At 73.2% G+C, this 14848-nt stretch carries 14 protein-coding genes; 10 read left to right on the top strand and 4 right to left on the bottom strand.

All coding sequences use genetic code 11. From position 1 onward, the window contains the following. The first annotated feature begins 8 nt into the window (after window positions 1-8). Window positions 9-974 carry a helix-turn-helix transcriptional regulator gene (locus tag A4V12_RS21450; RefSeq protein WP_064071031.1) on the top strand — a complete coding sequence of 322 codons (966 nt, stop codon included), beginning with the start codon at window positions 9-11 and terminating at the stop codon, window positions 972-974. Here the strand turns inward: A4V12_RS21450 and A4V12_RS21445 are convergent. Next, window positions 965-1897: an SDR family oxidoreductase gene (locus A4V12_RS21445; RefSeq protein WP_064071030.1), complete on the bottom strand. Its 933-nt coding sequence runs from the start codon at window positions 1895-1897 to the stop codon at window positions 965-967. The two genes, A4V12_RS21450 and A4V12_RS21445, sit on opposite strands and share 10 nt — an antisense overlap. A gap of 98 nt (window positions 1898-1995) precedes the next feature. Here A4V12_RS21445 and A4V12_RS21440 point away from each other — a divergent pair, with 98 nt between their 5' ends. Further along, window positions 1996-2514 (top strand): DUF4240 domain-containing protein, encoded by a 519-nt coding sequence (locus tag A4V12_RS21440; protein WP_064071029.1) that lies wholly within the window; start codon window positions 1996-1998, stop codon window positions 2512-2514. Here A4V12_RS21440 and A4V12_RS21435 read toward each other — a convergent pair whose 3' ends face one another. Then, window positions 2515-3012 carry a GNAT family N-acetyltransferase gene (locus tag A4V12_RS21435; protein WP_064071077.1) on the bottom strand — a complete coding sequence of 166 codons (498 nt, stop codon included), beginning with the start codon at window positions 3010-3012 and terminating at the stop codon, window positions 2515-2517. A gap of 33 nt (window positions 3013-3045) precedes the next feature. Here A4V12_RS21435 and A4V12_RS21430 point away from each other — a divergent pair, with 33 nt between their 5' ends. After that, on the top strand, window positions 3046-3951 hold the full coding sequence (locus tag A4V12_RS21430) for a TIGR01777 family oxidoreductase (protein ID WP_064071028.1): 906 nt from the start codon (window positions 3046-3048) through the stop codon (window positions 3949-3951). Between the two features lie 604 nt (window positions 3952-4555). Beyond that, the gene (locus A4V12_RS21425; RefSeq protein ID WP_064071027.1) at window positions 4556-5827 is read left to right on the top strand and encodes an NAD(P)/FAD-dependent oxidoreductase; all 1272 of its coding nucleotides are present in this window, start codon (window positions 4556-4558) and stop codon (window positions 5825-5827) included. Window positions 5828-5887: 60 nt separating this feature from the next. Here A4V12_RS21425 and A4V12_RS21420 read toward each other — a convergent pair whose 3' ends face one another. Beyond that, window positions 5888-7369, bottom strand: coding sequence for a hypothetical protein (locus A4V12_RS21420; protein WP_064071026.1), 1482 nt, complete (start codon window positions 7367-7369; stop codon window positions 5888-5890). 259 nt (window positions 7370-7628) lie between these two features. Here A4V12_RS21420 and lipB point away from each other — a divergent pair, with 259 nt between their 5' ends. From lipB to A4V12_RS21400, 4 genes are all read left to right on the top strand, one after another. Continuing rightward, window positions 7629-8441 carry a lipoyl(octanoyl) transferase LipB gene (gene lipB / locus A4V12_RS21415; protein ID WP_064071025.1) on the top strand — a complete coding sequence of 271 codons (813 nt, stop codon included), beginning with the start codon at window positions 7629-7631 and terminating at the stop codon, window positions 8439-8441. Between the two features lie 133 nt (window positions 8442-8574). Continuing rightward, window positions 8575-9528: a lipoyl synthase gene (gene lipA / locus A4V12_RS21410; protein WP_064071024.1), complete on the top strand. Its 954-nt coding sequence runs from the start codon at window positions 8575-8577 to the stop codon at window positions 9526-9528. 314 nt (window positions 9529-9842) lie between these two features. Next, window positions 9843-10046: an SCO2195 family GlnR-regulated protein gene (locus A4V12_RS21405; protein WP_064071076.1), complete on the top strand. Its 204-nt coding sequence runs from the start codon at window positions 9843-9845 to the stop codon at window positions 10044-10046. A gap of 10 nt (window positions 10047-10056) precedes the next feature. Beyond that, window positions 10057-10764, top strand: coding sequence for a DUF4191 domain-containing protein (locus A4V12_RS21400; RefSeq protein ID WP_064071023.1), 708 nt, complete (start codon window positions 10057-10059; stop codon window positions 10762-10764). A gap of 121 nt (window positions 10765-10885) precedes the next feature. Here A4V12_RS21400 and A4V12_RS21395 read toward each other — a convergent pair whose 3' ends face one another. Further along, complete coding sequence (locus A4V12_RS21395) at window positions 10886-11353, bottom strand: RDD family protein (RefSeq protein WP_079137229.1); 468 nt, start codon at window positions 11351-11353, stop codon at window positions 10886-10888. A gap of 209 nt (window positions 11354-11562) precedes the next feature. Between A4V12_RS21395 and glnA the strand changes: the two genes are divergently transcribed. Both glnA and A4V12_RS21385 read left to right on the top strand, forming a co-directional pair. Continuing rightward, the gene (gene glnA, locus A4V12_RS21390) at window positions 11563-12972 is read left to right on the top strand and encodes a type I glutamate--ammonia ligase (protein WP_064071021.1); all 1410 of its coding nucleotides are present in this window, start codon (window positions 11563-11565) and stop codon (window positions 12970-12972) included. A gap of 185 nt (window positions 12973-13157) precedes the next feature. Continuing rightward, the gene (locus tag A4V12_RS21385) at window positions 13158-14846 is read left to right on the top strand and encodes an ankyrin repeat domain-containing protein (RefSeq protein ID WP_064071020.1); all 1689 of its coding nucleotides are present in this window, start codon (window positions 13158-13160) and stop codon (window positions 14844-14846) included. The last annotated feature ends 2 nt before the right edge of the window (window positions 14847-14848 follow it).

The raw sequence follows: 14848 nt of genomic DNA, 5'->3' as shown, positions 1-14848 counted from the left end.
ATGTGGACATGCGCGCTGCCCGGCTGATCAAGATGGTGCTCCTGCTCCAGTCCCGCCCGTCGATGACGGCCGCCGAGCTCGCCCGCGAGCTGGAGGTCTCGGAGCGCACCATCACCCGGGACGCCCTCGCCCTGTCCGAGGCCGGCGTGCCGGTGTACGCCGACCGGGGCCGGGCGGGCGGCTACCGGCTCGTCGGCGGCTACCGGACCCGGCTCACGGGCCTGGCGCGCAGTGAGGCGGAGGCACTGTTCCTGTCCGGCGTGCCGGGGGCGCTGCGCGGCATGGGCCTGGACGACGCGGCCTCGGCGGCCCGTCTGAAGGTGTCGGCCGCGCTGCTGCCGTCGCTGCGGGACGCGCCGTCCTCGGTGGCGCAGCGGTTCCACCTGGACGCCCCGGGCTGGTACCAGGAGCCGGAGACGCCCGGGCTGCTGCCGGTGGTCGCGGAGGCGGTGTGGGGCGACCGGCGGGTCTCGGCGCGCTACCGCCGCCGGGACGCCGAGGTGACGCGCGAGCTGGAGCCGTACGGGCTCGTGCTGAAGGCGGGCGTCTGGTACCTGTGCGCCCGCTCCGAGGGGTCGTTCCGGGTGTACCGGGTGGACCGGTTCACCGCCGTGACCCTCGCCGACGACGGTTTCGTCCGGGACGGGGACTTCGACCTGCCGGCGTTCTGGGAGGAGCGGGCGGCCGACTTCGCCCGCTCGATCCTGCGTACGGAGACGGTGGTGCGGCTGACGGAGGCCGGGGCGCGCGCCCTGCCGTACGTCACGGACCGGGCCGCCGCCGAGGAGGCGCTCGGGGCGGCGGGCCCGCCGGACGCCGAGGGCCGGGTGACGGTGACGCTGCCGGTGGAGTCGGAGGAGGTCGCATACGGCCAGCTCCTCCGGCTGGGGCCGGAGGCGGAGGTGCTGGAGCCGGCCTCGCTGCGCGCGCTGCTCGCGGACGCGGCGGACCGGCTGGCCCGCCTCTACCGGTAGTCGTCGGCGGTGGCGTCCTTGCCCCCGTGCACGACGTCGATGAAGTACGCCCAGCCGTCGGGCCGCGACCCGTCGGTGTCGGTGAAGCCGTACTCCTGGGCGAGCTGCCCGCTGGAGAGCGACCGTCCGTTCCAGCGGTGCCGGCCGGGGTCGGCGGCGAGCGCGGCGACGGCCCGCCCGACGTACGCGGGCGACTCGGCGATCGCGAAGTGCGGGTGCTCGGCGACGGCGTCCCGCCAGTTCTCCTCCGTCACGCCGTAGATGTCCAGCATCGCCTCCGAGCGGAGGTACCCGGGGCTGAGCGCCACCGCCGTGCCGCCCACCTCCTTCAGGTCCTCGCCGAGGCTGAAGGCCATGCGCAGCGGGGCGGTCTTGGCGAGGTCGAAGTAGAAGTTCTCGCGGAACCGCGTGTTGTACTCGGCCGTTCCGTCCGTCATCTCCACGACCAGCCCGCCCGGGTTGCGGATCAGCAGCGGCAGCGCGCAGCTGCTGGTGATGACATGGCTGCGCACCCCGAGCTCCAGCATCCGCAGTCCCTGGTCGAGGTCGGTCTCCCACATCTTCTTCCCCCAGGGGATGAGGTGGTCGCCGCCCCACAGGCTGTTCACCAGGACGTCGAGGCGCCCGTGCTCCTCGTCGATCCGGGCGACCAGCGCGCGGACCCGGTCGGGTACGAGGTGGTCGACCGGTACGGCGATGCCTTCACCGCCCGCCGCGGTGACCAGCTCGGCGGTCTCCTCGATGGTCTCGGTCGGGCGCCCCACCTCGCTGACGCCGTCCCGCGTGGTGCGGCCGGTGACGTACACGGTCGCCCCGGCGGCGCCGAGCTGTACGGCGATGGCCCGGCCCGCGCCCCGGGTGGCGCCCGCGACGAGGGCGATGGTGCCGGCGAGTGCGCTGCTGTGCGTCGAGTCGTTCGTCATAAGACCACGGTGCCCGGCAAAGAAGACATCCTCTGTCCGGTTTCATTTCGGCCGCTCCGCGTGCACGGTCACCCGCGACCCAGGATGCTTGTCCCGTGATGGACGAAACGGAGTTCTGGGAGATCATCGACACGACCCGCGAGGCCGCCGAGGGCGACCCCGAGGACCACGCCGAACTGCTCGTCGAACGGCTGCTGCGGCTCGACCCCGACTCCGTGCTGGACTTCGCCCGGCACTTCGAGGCCCGCTACAACCGGGCGTACACCTGGGACCTGTGGGGCGCGGCCGCCGTGCTGCTGGGCGGTGCGAGCGACGACGCGTTCGACTACTTCCGCTGCTGGCTGATCGGCCAGGGCCGGGAGGTGTTCGAGGGCGCGGTGCACGAGCCGGACTCGCTGGCGGAGCTGCTGGACGACTTCGACGAGGAGATCGACGGGGACGGCGAGGAACTGGGGTACGCGGCGGACGAGGCGTACGAGCAGCTCACCGGTGCCGTCGCGCCGGATCTGGGCATCCCGCCGCAGGCCCCCGAACCGGAGGGCACGCCGTTCGACTTCGACGACGACACGGCGCTGGAAGAGCGCTTCCCCCGGCTGTGGGACCGCTTCGGCGTGTGATCAGACCGGCAGGGCGCGGCCCATGAGCACATCGTCGACGTACCGCCCGTCCAGGAAGAACTCCCCCGGCAGGACGCCCTCGACGACGAAGCCCTCCGAGGCGTACAGGCTGCGCGCGGGCTTGTTGTGACCGAGGACCCGCAGCGTGACGCGGGTGGCTCCCTGGCGGGCGGCCTCCTCGCACGCCGCGCGCAGCAGGGCCCGCGCCACGCCGCGCCCGCGCGCCCGGTCGGCGACGGCGAGCCCCTGGATCTGGCGTACGTGCCGGTTGCAGGCGAGACGCGTGGGGGGCACGAGACGGATGTAACCCGTCAGGGTGCCGTCCTCGGCCTCGGCGACCAGGAAGTCCTGCGGGCGGTGGTTCGAGTCGAAGAACGGGTCGAACGGCGGCTGCGGCCTCGGCACCACGGCGTGCAGCGGCGACCAGGTGTCGCGGTCGAGCTGACCGAGGGCGTCGTCGTCCTCGGGACGGGCGGGACGTATGAGCGGGGTGGTCATGCCCGACACTGTGCCACGCGGCAGGATGGGGCCATGAAACATATCGGTATCGCTCGTATCGCGGTCACCGGCGCCACGGGGCTCATCGGTTCGGCCCTGGTCCGCTCCCTGCGGGCGGACGGCCACGAGGTGGTCCGGCTGGTGCGCCGGCCGGCGCGGTCCGGTGACGAGGTCGAGTGGGACCCGGCGCGGGGGCACGTCGACACGGCCGGCCTGGAGGGCTGCGACGCCGTCGTCCACCTCGCGGGCGCGGGCGTCGGCGAGCGGCGCTGGACCGAGGCGTACAAGCGGGAGATCCGCGACAGCCGGGTGCTCGGCACGACGGCGATCGCGCGGGCCGTCGCCTCGCTGGACACCCCGCCGAAGGTCCTGCTGTGCGGGACGGCGCTCGGCTACTACGGCGACACCGGCACGCGGGCCGTCGACGAGACGGCACCCGCGGGGGACGGTTTCCTGCCGTCGGTGTGCGTCGAGTGGGAGGCTGCCGCGACGGCCGCGGAGGAGGCGGGCATCCGGGTCGCGTACGCCCGCACCGGGCTGGTCGTGGCGCGCGAGGGCGGTGCGTGGGGCCGGCTGTTCCCGCTGTTCCGCGCCGGTCTGGGCGGCCGGCTCGGCAACGGCGAGCAGTACTGGAGCTTCATCGCCCTGCACGACGAGGTGGCCGCGCTGCGGCACATCCTGGACACCGGGTCCCTGGCCGGCCCGGTGAACCTCACGGCCCCCGACCCGGTCACCAACCGGGAGGTCACCGCCGCGATGGGCCGCGTCCTGCGCCGCCCCGCCCTCCTGCACGTGCCCGCCCCGGCGCTGCGGATCGCGCTGGGCGACTTCGCGTCCGACGTCCTCGGCAGCCAGCGCGTACTGCCGTCCCGGCTGCTGGACTCGGGCTTCCGCTTCGCCTTCCCCACGATCGACGCGGCCATCGCCTCGGCGGCCTAGCGGGGGTCGCCCGGCGGGGCTCGGTCGCCGCGGGGCGCCGCGCCCGGGGGGTGCCTCGCCGTTCGGCGCCTGCCCGGTGGGTGGGGGTGCCTGGCCGTTCGGCTCCTGCCCGGTGGGTGGGGGCGGGTGCCGGGTCCTGCGGCGGGGGATGCTCGGACTCTCGCTTCGCTCGTCTTACGTCCGAGCACCCCCCGCCTCCGGCCCCGACACCCTCCCACCGGCGCAAACCACCCCGGGCCCACCCCGGAAGGGGAACGCGCAGTGGGGGGTGTTCCGGGCGTAAAACGAGCGAAGCGAGAGCCCGGGACACCCGCCACGGAGCGGACCCCACGGCAACCGGCACCGGGCGGGCCCCACGGAAACCGGCGCCCGGCAGGGCGACCCGCACCACCGGAGCGAGCCCGACCGTCGGGCGAAGAGCCGCCGCGGCCGCCCGGAGGATTCCGGCCGCGTGCGACCCCCGTTGCTTCGGTGACCCCCCGCGCGCGCGTGTGACCGGGCACACTGCCCGCTCATACGCTCGAAGCCCGAACGCGGGTATTCCTCCGCCCTGTTAAGGGCATGAGCCCCCCACGCACCGAACCGCCACCCCGGGGAGGGACACGTGCTCAAGCACGCACGCCACGCGGACGTCGTCATCGTAGGAGCCGGAGTCGCGGGACTTTCCGCGGCTCATCGGCTGACCAGCGCGGGAGTGACCGTGAGCGTTCTGGAGGCCGGTTCCCGCATCGGCGGCCGGATGGCCACCGAGCGGGTCGACGGCTTCCGGCTGGACCGGACCGGCCAGTTGTTCAGCACCTCGTACCCCGCCCTCGGCGGCACCGACCTGCGGCTCTTCGAGCCGGGCGTCCTGGTGCACAGCGAGGGGCGGCTGCACCGCACCGGCGAGGTGGGCAGGAGCGCGGCCCGCTGGGCCAGGGCGCGCGCCCTGGCGAGCACGCCCCGCCCGCTGGACCAGGCGCGGCTGAGCGCCGTGCTGACCCGGCTGGCGGCGACCGGTGACTCCCGGCTGCTGGCCCGCCCGGAGCGCCCGGCGGCGGACGCGCTCGCGGGTCGCGGGCTGCCGGCGCGTACCGTCAGCGGGTTCGTCCGCCCGCTGCTGGCGGCGCTGCTGTCGGACCCGGACCTGACGACGTCCAGTCACTGCGCCGACCTGGCGCTGCGGGACTTCGCCCGTGGCCGGCTGTGCGTCCCCGCGGGCGGGGCCGCCGCGCTTCCGGAGCGGCTGGCGGCGGCGCTGCCGCCGGGCACCGTGAAGACCGGGGTCCATGTGAAGGACGCGTCGATCAACAAGGTGGTCACGGCCGAGCACGGGGAGCTGAGCTGCCGTTCCCTGATCGTGGCCACCGGCGCCCGGGCGGCCGCCGAGCTGCTGCCGGGGCTGCGCGTGCCGGGCTTCCACCCGGTCACGGTGCTGCACCACACCGCGCCCGTCGCGCCGCTGCCGGACGCGGCGCTCGTCCTGGACGCCGACCGTACGGGGCCGGTGTCGCACTCGGCCGTGATGAGCGAGGTCGACCCGGCGCGGGCGCCGCACGGGCGCGTACTGATCAGTTCGACGGTGCTGGGCGCCCCGCCGGACCGGTTGGACCAGCGGGTGCGCAGGCAGCTGGCGGGCCTGTACGGCGCCGGGACCGGCGACTGGGAGCTGCTGGCCGTCCACCACGATCCGGAGGCCGTGCCGGCGATGCCGCCGCCGCACGATCCGCGGCGGCCGGTGCGGCTGTTGGGCGGGCTGTACGTGTGCGGCGACCACCGCGACACGAGCACCGTGCAGGGCGCGTACCGGTCGGGGCGGCGGGCCGCGGACGCGGTCATGCGGGACCTCGGTGTTCCGGTGGCGTACACGGCACCCCCTCTGCGCGCGGCCGCCTAGGCGGCGTCAGGTCCGGCCCCGGGCCGCCGGCCGGGCGGGCACGGGGCCGGGCGGGCCGGGTCAGCCGATGGCCCCCACCCGGTCCCGATAGTTCCGGACGGCGGTCGCGTCCCGGTAGGGCTCCAGTCGACGCTCGAAGTCGCGGACGTACTCCACGGCGCGGGCGGAGCGCATCTCAGCGGCCTGCTGGGCGGCCTCCGCGCCGAGCGCGCACGCCTGGTCGAGTTCGCCGAGGCCCAGGCGGGCGGTGGCGAGGACGATCCGGCAGAAGAGGCGGCTGCGGGCGAAGCCCGGCGCGCGCAGCTGGAGGGAGCGTTCCGCGTGCTGGGCGGCGGCCCGGTACTGCTGGAGGTCGCGGTGGCAGTGGCCGAAGTCGTCGGCGAGCTGTGCATCGTCGAAGAACCGAGCCCAGTACGGCACGTCGTCGCCGGGCCGGGCGGCGTCCAGGGCGCGCTCGGCCCGGACGAGGGAGGAGGTGCAGGCGCGTACCTCGCCGAGGACGGCGTGGCCGCGTGCCTCGACGGCGTGGAGCATCGCCTGGACGACGGGCGGCGCGGAGGAGCCGACGCCCTGCTGGGCGACGCGGGCGAGCTGCACGGCCTCGCGGCCGTGGCCGAGGTAGACGGCCTGGCGGCTCATGGTGATCAGGACGTACGAGCCGTAGGCTCGGTCGCCGGCGGCCTGGGAGAGCCGCAGGGCCTGGACGAAGTACCGCTGGGCGAGGCCGTGGGCGGCGATGTCGTACGAGGTCCAGCCGGCCAGCCGGGTCAGGTCGGCGGCCGCGCCGAAGAGCCGGCGCCCGACCGTCTCGCCGTACACGCCGCGGAGCATGGGCTCGGCCTCGTGTTCCAGGTACCGCACGAGGGCCTGGCGGGCGTGCCCGCCGCCGTAGGCGTGGTCGAGGGTGCGGAACAGCTCACCCACGGACCGGAGGGCGGCGATGTCGCCGCCGGTGACGCGCTGTCCGGGCCCGCGGTCGGTGGAGCGCTGGCGCGGTACGGCGGCGGCTGCCGGGACGGCGGTGAGGGACACGGCGGGGGCGCGGCCCTGGGCCGGGACGCGGGGTTCGGCCGGGTGCTGGGGGTCGCCGCGTCCGACGCGCTCGTCGGCGCGGCCGATCAGCCAGTCGCGGCTCGGGACGACGAGCCCGGCCGGGGTGAAGGCGATCTTGCGGAGTTCGGCGTGGCTGCCGGAGTCCTTGCGCCACAGGCCGCTGACGATGTCGACCGCTTCCTCGGGCGTGGCCGCGAACTCGAGTCCGGCGTAGACCGGTGCGCAGGCGTCCAGGCCGAGGTCCTGGGCGGACAGCCGGCGCCCGAGGCGGCGGGTGAAGACCTCGGCGATCAGCGCCGGTGTGGTGCCGCGCGGCTGCTGTCCGCGCAGCCAGCGGGTCACGGACGTCTTGTCGTACCGCAGGTCCAGCCCGTGTTCGAGGCCCAGCTGGTCGACGCGTCTGGCGAGGCCGGCGTTGGAGAAGCCGGCTTCGGCGATGAGGGCGGCGAGCTGGCGGTTGGGGGTGCGCTGCGGGGGGCGATCCGTCATCGGCTGTGCGGTCTCCTGCCTTGCCTTATGGGCCGGGGTGCAGACCCCCTTGGAACGGCGCGAATTTAGCTGCCATCGACGCCCGTACCGCCACCTTCGCCCCAGATTCATCCGATCGTGTGAGGATTGAGGGCGCCGCTGACGGGCGGCCCCGGATCCGTGCAAGGGGCGCACCTGCCCGTCCGCGGCCGCCGGCTCCGCCGTACAGTGGCGTGGGGCGCGATGAATGCACTCTGCAAGGTTCTAGGGAGGCGTTGCCGTGAGTGAGCTGCGATTCGTCCATGCGGGCTTCGGCGCGGAAGCGGTCGAGTACCAGCGGGCGTGGGACATGCAGCGCGAGGTGCACGCCGCCCGGTTCGCCGACGAGGTTCCCGACACCTGCCTGCTGCTGGAGCACCCGCCGGTGTACACGGCCGGACGGCGTACCGAGGACAGCGAGCGGCCCCTGGACGGCACGCCGGTCATCGACGTCGACCGGGGCGGCAAGATCACCTGGCACGGTCCCGGCCAGCTCGTCGGTTACCCGATCATGAAGCTGCCGCGCCCGGTGGACGTGGTGGCGCACGTGCGGCGCCTGGAGGAGGCGCTGATCCGCACGGCGGCGGACTTCGGCCTGGAGACCTCGCGCGTCGAGGGCCGCAGCGGTGTGTGGGTGCTGGGCGACCCGGTGGAGCAGCGGCCGCCGCTCGGCGGTCTGTCGCTGGACTTCGACCCTCGGCTGCACGACGACGAGTTCGATCCGCGGATGAACGGGCCCGAGTACGCCCCGTCCAACGCCGGACAGCGCCGCGAGGACCGCAAGCTGGCCGCGATCGGCATCCGGGTGGCCAAGGGCGTCACGATGCACGGCTTCGCGCTGAACGTGAACCCGGACAACACCTGGTTCGACCGGATCGTCCCGTGCGGCATCCGGGACGCGGGTGTGGCCTCGCTCTCGGAGGAGCTGGGCCGCGAGGTGACGATCGCCGAGGTGCTGCCCGTGGTGGAGCGCCATCTGCGTGACGTACTGGAGAACGCCGAGCTCAGGCCCCGGGAGACCGGGCGGGACGCGGAGCCCGTGGCGACCGCCTAGGCCGCTCGGCGCGCCGGGAATGCACCCCTTGGGCCAGAGGTTGGCCAGGCGTAACGACGGCCGTCGAGAAGGCCACACTTTTATCGGGCGTACCCTGGTGTTCGCCGAGGAATCGAAGCCGTAGGAGCCAGCCGTGTCCGCAGTCGCACCCGACGGACGCAAGATGCTGCGCCTGGAGGTCCGGAACAGCCAGACCCCCATCGAGCGCAAGCCCGAGTGGATCAAGACCCGGGCGAAGATGGGCCCCGAGTACAACCAGCTCCAGAAACTCGTCAAGAGCGAGGGGCTCCACACGGTCTGCCAGGAGGCGGGCTGCCCCAACATCTTCGAATGCTGGGAGGACCGCGAGGCCACCTTCCTCATCGGCGGTGACCAGTGCACGCGGCGCTGCGACTTCTGCCAGATCGACACGGGCAAGCCGCAGGCGCTGGACCGGGACGAGCCGCGCCGCGTCGGCGAGTCGGTCGTCGCGATGGACCTGAACTACGCCACCATCACCGGCGTCGCGCGCGACGACCTGGAGGACGGCGGCGCCTGGCTGTACGCGGAGACCGTGCGCCAGATCCACGCCCTGACGGCCGGCCGCGAGGGCGGCCACACCAAGGTCGAGCTGCTGATCCCCGACTTCAACGCGGTGCCCGAGCAGCTCGCCGAGGTCTTCTCCGCCCGCCCCGAGGTGCTGGCCCACAACGTCGAGACCGTGCCGCGGATCTTCAAGCGCATCCGCCCCGGCTTCCGCTACGAGCGGTCGCTGGAGGTCATCACCAAGGCCCGCGAGGCCGGCCTGGTGACCAAGTCCAACCTCATCCTCGGCATGGGCGAGACCCGCGAAGAGGTCAGCGAGGCGCTCCAGCACCTGCACGACGCGGGCTGCGAGCTCATCACCATCACCCAGTACCTGCGCCCCTCGGTCCGCCACCACCCGGTGGAGCGGTGGGTCAAGCCGCAGGAGTTCGTGGAGCTGAAGGAGGAGGCCGACGAGATCGGCTTCTCCGGTGTGATGTCGGGTCCGCTGGTCCGATCCTCCTACCGGGCCGGCCGTCTCTTCCAGCAGGCGATGGAGCGGCGGAGCCAGACCGCCGTGTGAATCGGCGCACAAGCCGGAAGGCACCGTTCCCGCGGCCCGTGCACACCCCCCAGGTGGGGGGCGTGCACGGGCCGCGGGCGTGTCCGGGGACACACGCCCGGCCTTCACCGGCGTTTGACCGGTCGGTCACGCACTGGTAACACCGATCTGTGACGATGCTTGTACGCCCCGCGCACACGCCGCCGCGCGCGGAGCGCCGCGCACAACCCCCACTCCCGCAGAACCCGCTCCCAGGGAGGACCCCCGACATGCAGGCCGCGACCCAGCAGGTACGCACGGCAGCCCAGGCGCGCCACCAGCGCCCCGTACCCGACATCAGCGAGGTCCGGGCCAACGCCTTGCCGCGCGTCACCGACGCGCTGCGCGCCGTCGAGTCGCTGCTCCTCGGCGGCGGCCAGCGGACGGCCCGCCGCAACGCCTGGACCTCCGTCCTGGAGGACCGGCGCCGGGCCAAGGACCGGGTGGAGGCGCAGCACGTACTGGAGGCCGTGGCGGGCCGCACTTCCCGGGCCACGTAAACTTCACAACATGGCGAGGAAGGCAAAATCAGACAGCGGTGAAGCCGCTGCGAACCCCGGGCGACTGAAGCAGATCGCTCTGACGTACAAGATGACCCGAAAGGCCGATCCGAAGGTCGGTCTCGTCGTCGCGGGCGTGGGAATCGTCGTCTTCGGCGTCCTCCTCGCGATCGGCTTCCTGGTCGGGCATCCCGTTTATCTGGGCATCCTGGGCTTCCTGCTGGCCTTCCTCGCGATGGCGATCGTCTTCGGGCGCCGCGCCGAGCGGGCGGCCTTCGGGCAGATGGAGGGCCAGCCGGGCGCGGCGGCCGCCGTCCTGCAGAACGTGGGGCGCGGCTGGACGACCACTCCCGCGGTGGCGATGAACCGCCAGCAGGACGTGGTGCACCGCGCGGTCGGCAAGGCCGGCATCGTGCTGGTCGCCGAGGGCAACCCCAACCGGCTCAAGACGCTGCTGGCGGCCGAGAAGAGGAAGATGGCCCGCATCGTCGTGGACGTCCCGGTGCACGACATCATCGTCGGCGACGGCGAGGGCCAGGTTCCGCTGAAGAAGGTCCGCACGACCATGCTGAAGCTGCCCCGGGTGCTCTCCGGCCCGCAGGTCACCACCGCGAATGACCGGCTGCGGGCGATGGGCGACCTGATGAGCAACATGCCGCTGCCGAAGGGCCCGATGCCCAAGGGCATGCGGATGCCGCGCGGCGGCAAGATGCGCTAGGCGGACGCGTACGCGCCGCATGTACGAGGAAAGGGGCGCCCCACCGTCACGGTGGGGCGCCCCTTCCTCGTACGCGTCCTCGCGCTGCGCGGTCTCTGCTCGTACGCCCCTCAGGCGCCTGTCAGGTCCGCACCTGCACGGCGCGGGAGAGCCGGTCGTGCAGCCCGCGGCCGTCGCGGTCCCAGATGAGCGCCGGAAGGGCGAGGCACAGCAGCAGGCTGCGCACGGCGACCCGGCCGAATCCCAGCCGCTCGCCGTCGACGGAGATCACGCGCAGGCCGAGCAGCCGCTTACCGGGGGTGCTGCCGAGCGTGCCGACGGTGAGCACGTTGAGTACGAACAGCACGGCCACGGCCCAGTTCCCGGCCGCCGCCTGATCACCCGGCGCGATCAGGCCGTATGCGATCACCATGCAGAGGGTCCAGTCCAGGAACAGGGCGCCGAAGCGGCGTCCCAGCGGGGCCATGGAGCCCGGGCCGTCCTGCGGCAGGCCGAGCCGTTCGCCCCGGTGGCCGAAGTCGGCACCCATCTCCTCGGCGGCCGCGCGCGGCCCGGAGAGCCACGATCCGATTGCTTGCCTGTTGTCCACCCGACCACCGTACTGTGCCCGCTTTCGATCACTTCGACCCGGGTCCGGCCGGGCAGAGGGGCGCGCGCTCCGGTTAACTTGGTCGAAACAAATGGGTCACGCTTGAGAAATCCCCCGTCCCTAGGGTCTGAACCAGCGTGTGCCACCGCACTGGCCGCACGACCGAGCTACAACCCCGCCCTCCCCCGGGTGGGAGTAGGAGGAGTTGGATGTTCCAGAACGCCGACGACGTCAAGAAGTACATCGCGGACAACGACGTCAAGATGATCGACGTCCGCTTCTGCGACCTTCCCGGCGTGATGCAGCACTTCACGATTCCGGCCACGGCGTTCGACCCGTCCGAGGAGCTGGCGTTCGACGGCTCGTCGATCCGCGGCTTCCAGGCGATCCACGAGTCCGACATGGCGCTGCGCGCGGACCTGTCGACCGCCCGTCTGGACCCGTTCCGCCGCGACAAGACGCTGAACATCAACTTCTTCATCCACGACCCGATCACGGGCGAGCAGTACAGCCGCGACCCGCGCAACATCGCCAAGAAGGCCGAGGCCTACCTCGCCTCCACCGGCATCGCGGACACCGCCTACTTCGGCCCCGAGGCGGAGTTCTACGTCTTCGACTCGGTCCGCTTCAGCACCTCGGCCAACGAGGGCTTCTACCACATCGACTCCGAGGCCGGCGCCTGGAACACCGGTGCGGTCGAGGACAACCGCGGCTACAAGGTCCGCTACAAGGGCGGCTACTTCCCGGCCCCGCCGGTCGACCACTTCGCCGACCTGCGTTCGGAGATCTCCCTGGAGCTGGAGCGCGTGGGCCTCCAGGTCGAGCGCCAGCACCACGAGGTCGGCACCGCCGGCCAGGCCGAGATCAACTACAAGTTCAACACGCTGCTCGCCGCGGCCGACGACCTGATGCTCTTCAAGTACATCGTGAAGAACGTCGCCTGGCGCAACGGCAAGACCGCGACCTTCATGCCCAAGCCGATCTTCGGCGACAACGGCTCCGGCATGCACGTCCACCAGTCCCTGTGGCAGGGGGGCTCCCCGCTCTTCTACGACGAGCAGGGCTACGCCGGCCTGTCGGACACCGCCCGCTACTACATCGGCGGCATCCTCAAGCACGCCCCGTCGCTGCTGGCCTTCACCAACCCGACGGTGAACTCCTACCACCGCCTGGTCCCCGGCTTCGAGGCCCCGGTCAACCTGGTCTACTCGCAGCGCAACCGCTCCGCCGCGATGCGCATCCCGATCACGGGCTCGAACCCGAAGGCCAAGCGCGTCGAGTTCCGCGCCCCGGACCCGTCCTCCAACCCGTACCTGGCCTTCTCGGCGCTGCTCCTCGCGGGCCTCGACGGCGTCAAGAACAAGATCGAGCCGGCCGAGCCGATCGACAAGGACCTGTACGAGCTGGCCCCCGAGGAGCACGCGGGCGTCCCGCAGGTCCCGACCTCCCTCCCGGCCGTCCTGGACGCGCTGGAGGAGGACAACGAGTACCTCCAGGCGGGCGGCGTCTTCACGTCCGACCTGATCGAGACGTGGATCGACTACAAGCGCACCAACGAGATCGCCCCGATCCAGCTGCGCCCGCACCCGCACGAGTTCGAGCTGTACTTCGACCTCTAGGAAGCAGCGCGCTTCCCGGCGCCCCACGAGCGCCGCGCCGCGCCTCGCTCCGACCCCCGAGGGCCGTCATCCGTACACGGATGGCGGCCCTCGCCGGTTGTGCGGACCGGGGTTGTCAGACCCCTCTGTCAGAGTCGTCCCCGTCGGAAGTGGTGGCCGCGTGCGGCTGTATCGGGGAGGGTGCTGTGGGGTTCTTCGACGATCTGGTGGTGGAGCCGGAGCCGGAGCCGCCGAGGCCGGTGTTCCTGGATCTCGCGCCGCGGGAGGACGCGGTCCGGGACTTACCGCCCTCGGAGTACGTGCTGCCGGGGGTGGTGAGCCTGGCCGTGGAGGCCGGGCGGAGTGAGCACACGCGGCTGATGCTGGCGGGCTGCTCGGTGTGGCCCGACTCGGTCACGTTGCACTTCGTCGTCTTCCGGCGCCGGATCCGAAGGGAGAAGCACATCACGTTCGGGCGGCCCGATCCCCGGGGGCTGCGGGTGGGCCTGGTGCCGGCGGACGGGCGGCGGGTCACGTCGCTGGACGGGGAGCCGTGGCCGGTGGCGGGGGCGCCGGGGCGGCGGATGAGGCTGCGGGTGCTCCAGGGCAGTGGCGGGGGGTTCCACGACGAGGTCGCTCTGTGGCTGTCCGCGTTGCCGCCCGAGGGGAAGCTGACCCTGGTGGTGGAGTGGCCGGAAGCGGGCATCCCGGAAACGCACACGGCGCTCGACGCGAGCGGGATCCGGTCGGCCGCCACGCGGGCGGTGGAGATCTGGCCGGACCTGGCGCCTCCGGCGCCGGCGGACGACGGCGGTGACGCGATGCGGGGGCTCATCGCCGGGCCCGCGCGGCTGGTGGCGTCAGCCGCCACCGGTCGTCCGGGCGCGGAGCCGGAGGACGACCGGTACGCGCCGCGGAGCGACTGGGGCGGTCTGCGGTACGGAGAGGGCTGGCGGGACCTCCGCCTGGTGCGCGCCCGCCTCGATGCCGGGGCCGACCCGTCGGACGGACTGCACGACGCCGCCTCGCACGGCTCCGCCGAAACCGTCGCGGAGCTCCTGAGCCGTATGCCGGACGCGGATGTCGACCGGCGGGACCCCGGAGGCTTCACGGCGCTGTGGGAAGCGGTGTGCCACGGGAACGAGGAAACGGCCCGGCTGCTGCTGGAGGCCGGGGCCGACGGGTGGACGCCGCAGTGCGCCGGACGGTCGCCGGGCGACCTGGCGATGACCGTCCCGGCGCTGGCACCGCTGTTCGCGGGGTTGCCGGGGGCGGTGGAGCCGACGCCCGAGGAGCGGGCGCTCCAGGACGAGGCCGACCGTCTGGTCGAGGTCTTCGCCGGGGTGCACACCGAGGGCCTGGGCGTCGCCTTCGTGGCCGGTCTCGACGAGGAGGAGGCGGTCCGCCGGCTCGGCGCCGACCCGGCGGACTGCCCGGTGCTCGACCTCGACCGGCATCCGGGCCCGTACGGCACGGGGCCGGGCGGCTTCGACCCGGACGACTTCGACGAGGCGCAGCAGTACGTGGGGGTGACCGGCGTGCCGGGCGGCTGCGTGCTGATCCAGCCCATGGGTTTCGACGTCAGCATGGCGGAGGTACTGCGGCCGCTGTCCCGGTCCACGCGGGCGTGCGGAATCTACTTCAACCCCAAGGGCGGGACGTTCGGGGCGGCCCTGGCCGACGGGGCGGCGGTCTGGGAGGGCGAGGTGGCCCTGACCCCGGGGCCCGAGGTGACGGCCGAGTGGTGGCTGACGCGCTGCTGGGACTGGAGCACCCATCACGGCGCCCGGCAGATCGCGTACGCCTGCCGGCTCGCCGGGATGCGCCTGACGGACAGCCGGCCGGTGACCGGCCCGCCGCGGAGGTGGGTGCGCCCGGTGATACCGGAGGGGTAGGA

The sequence above is a fragment of the Streptomyces noursei genome, from assembly GCF_001646665.1.
GTDB lineage: Bacteria > Actinomycetota > Actinomycetes > Streptomycetales > Streptomycetaceae > Streptomyces > Streptomyces lavendulocolor.
The sequence above is the reverse complement of the archived record's forward strand: the minus strand, read 5'-3'. Positions and strand labels throughout refer to the sequence as shown.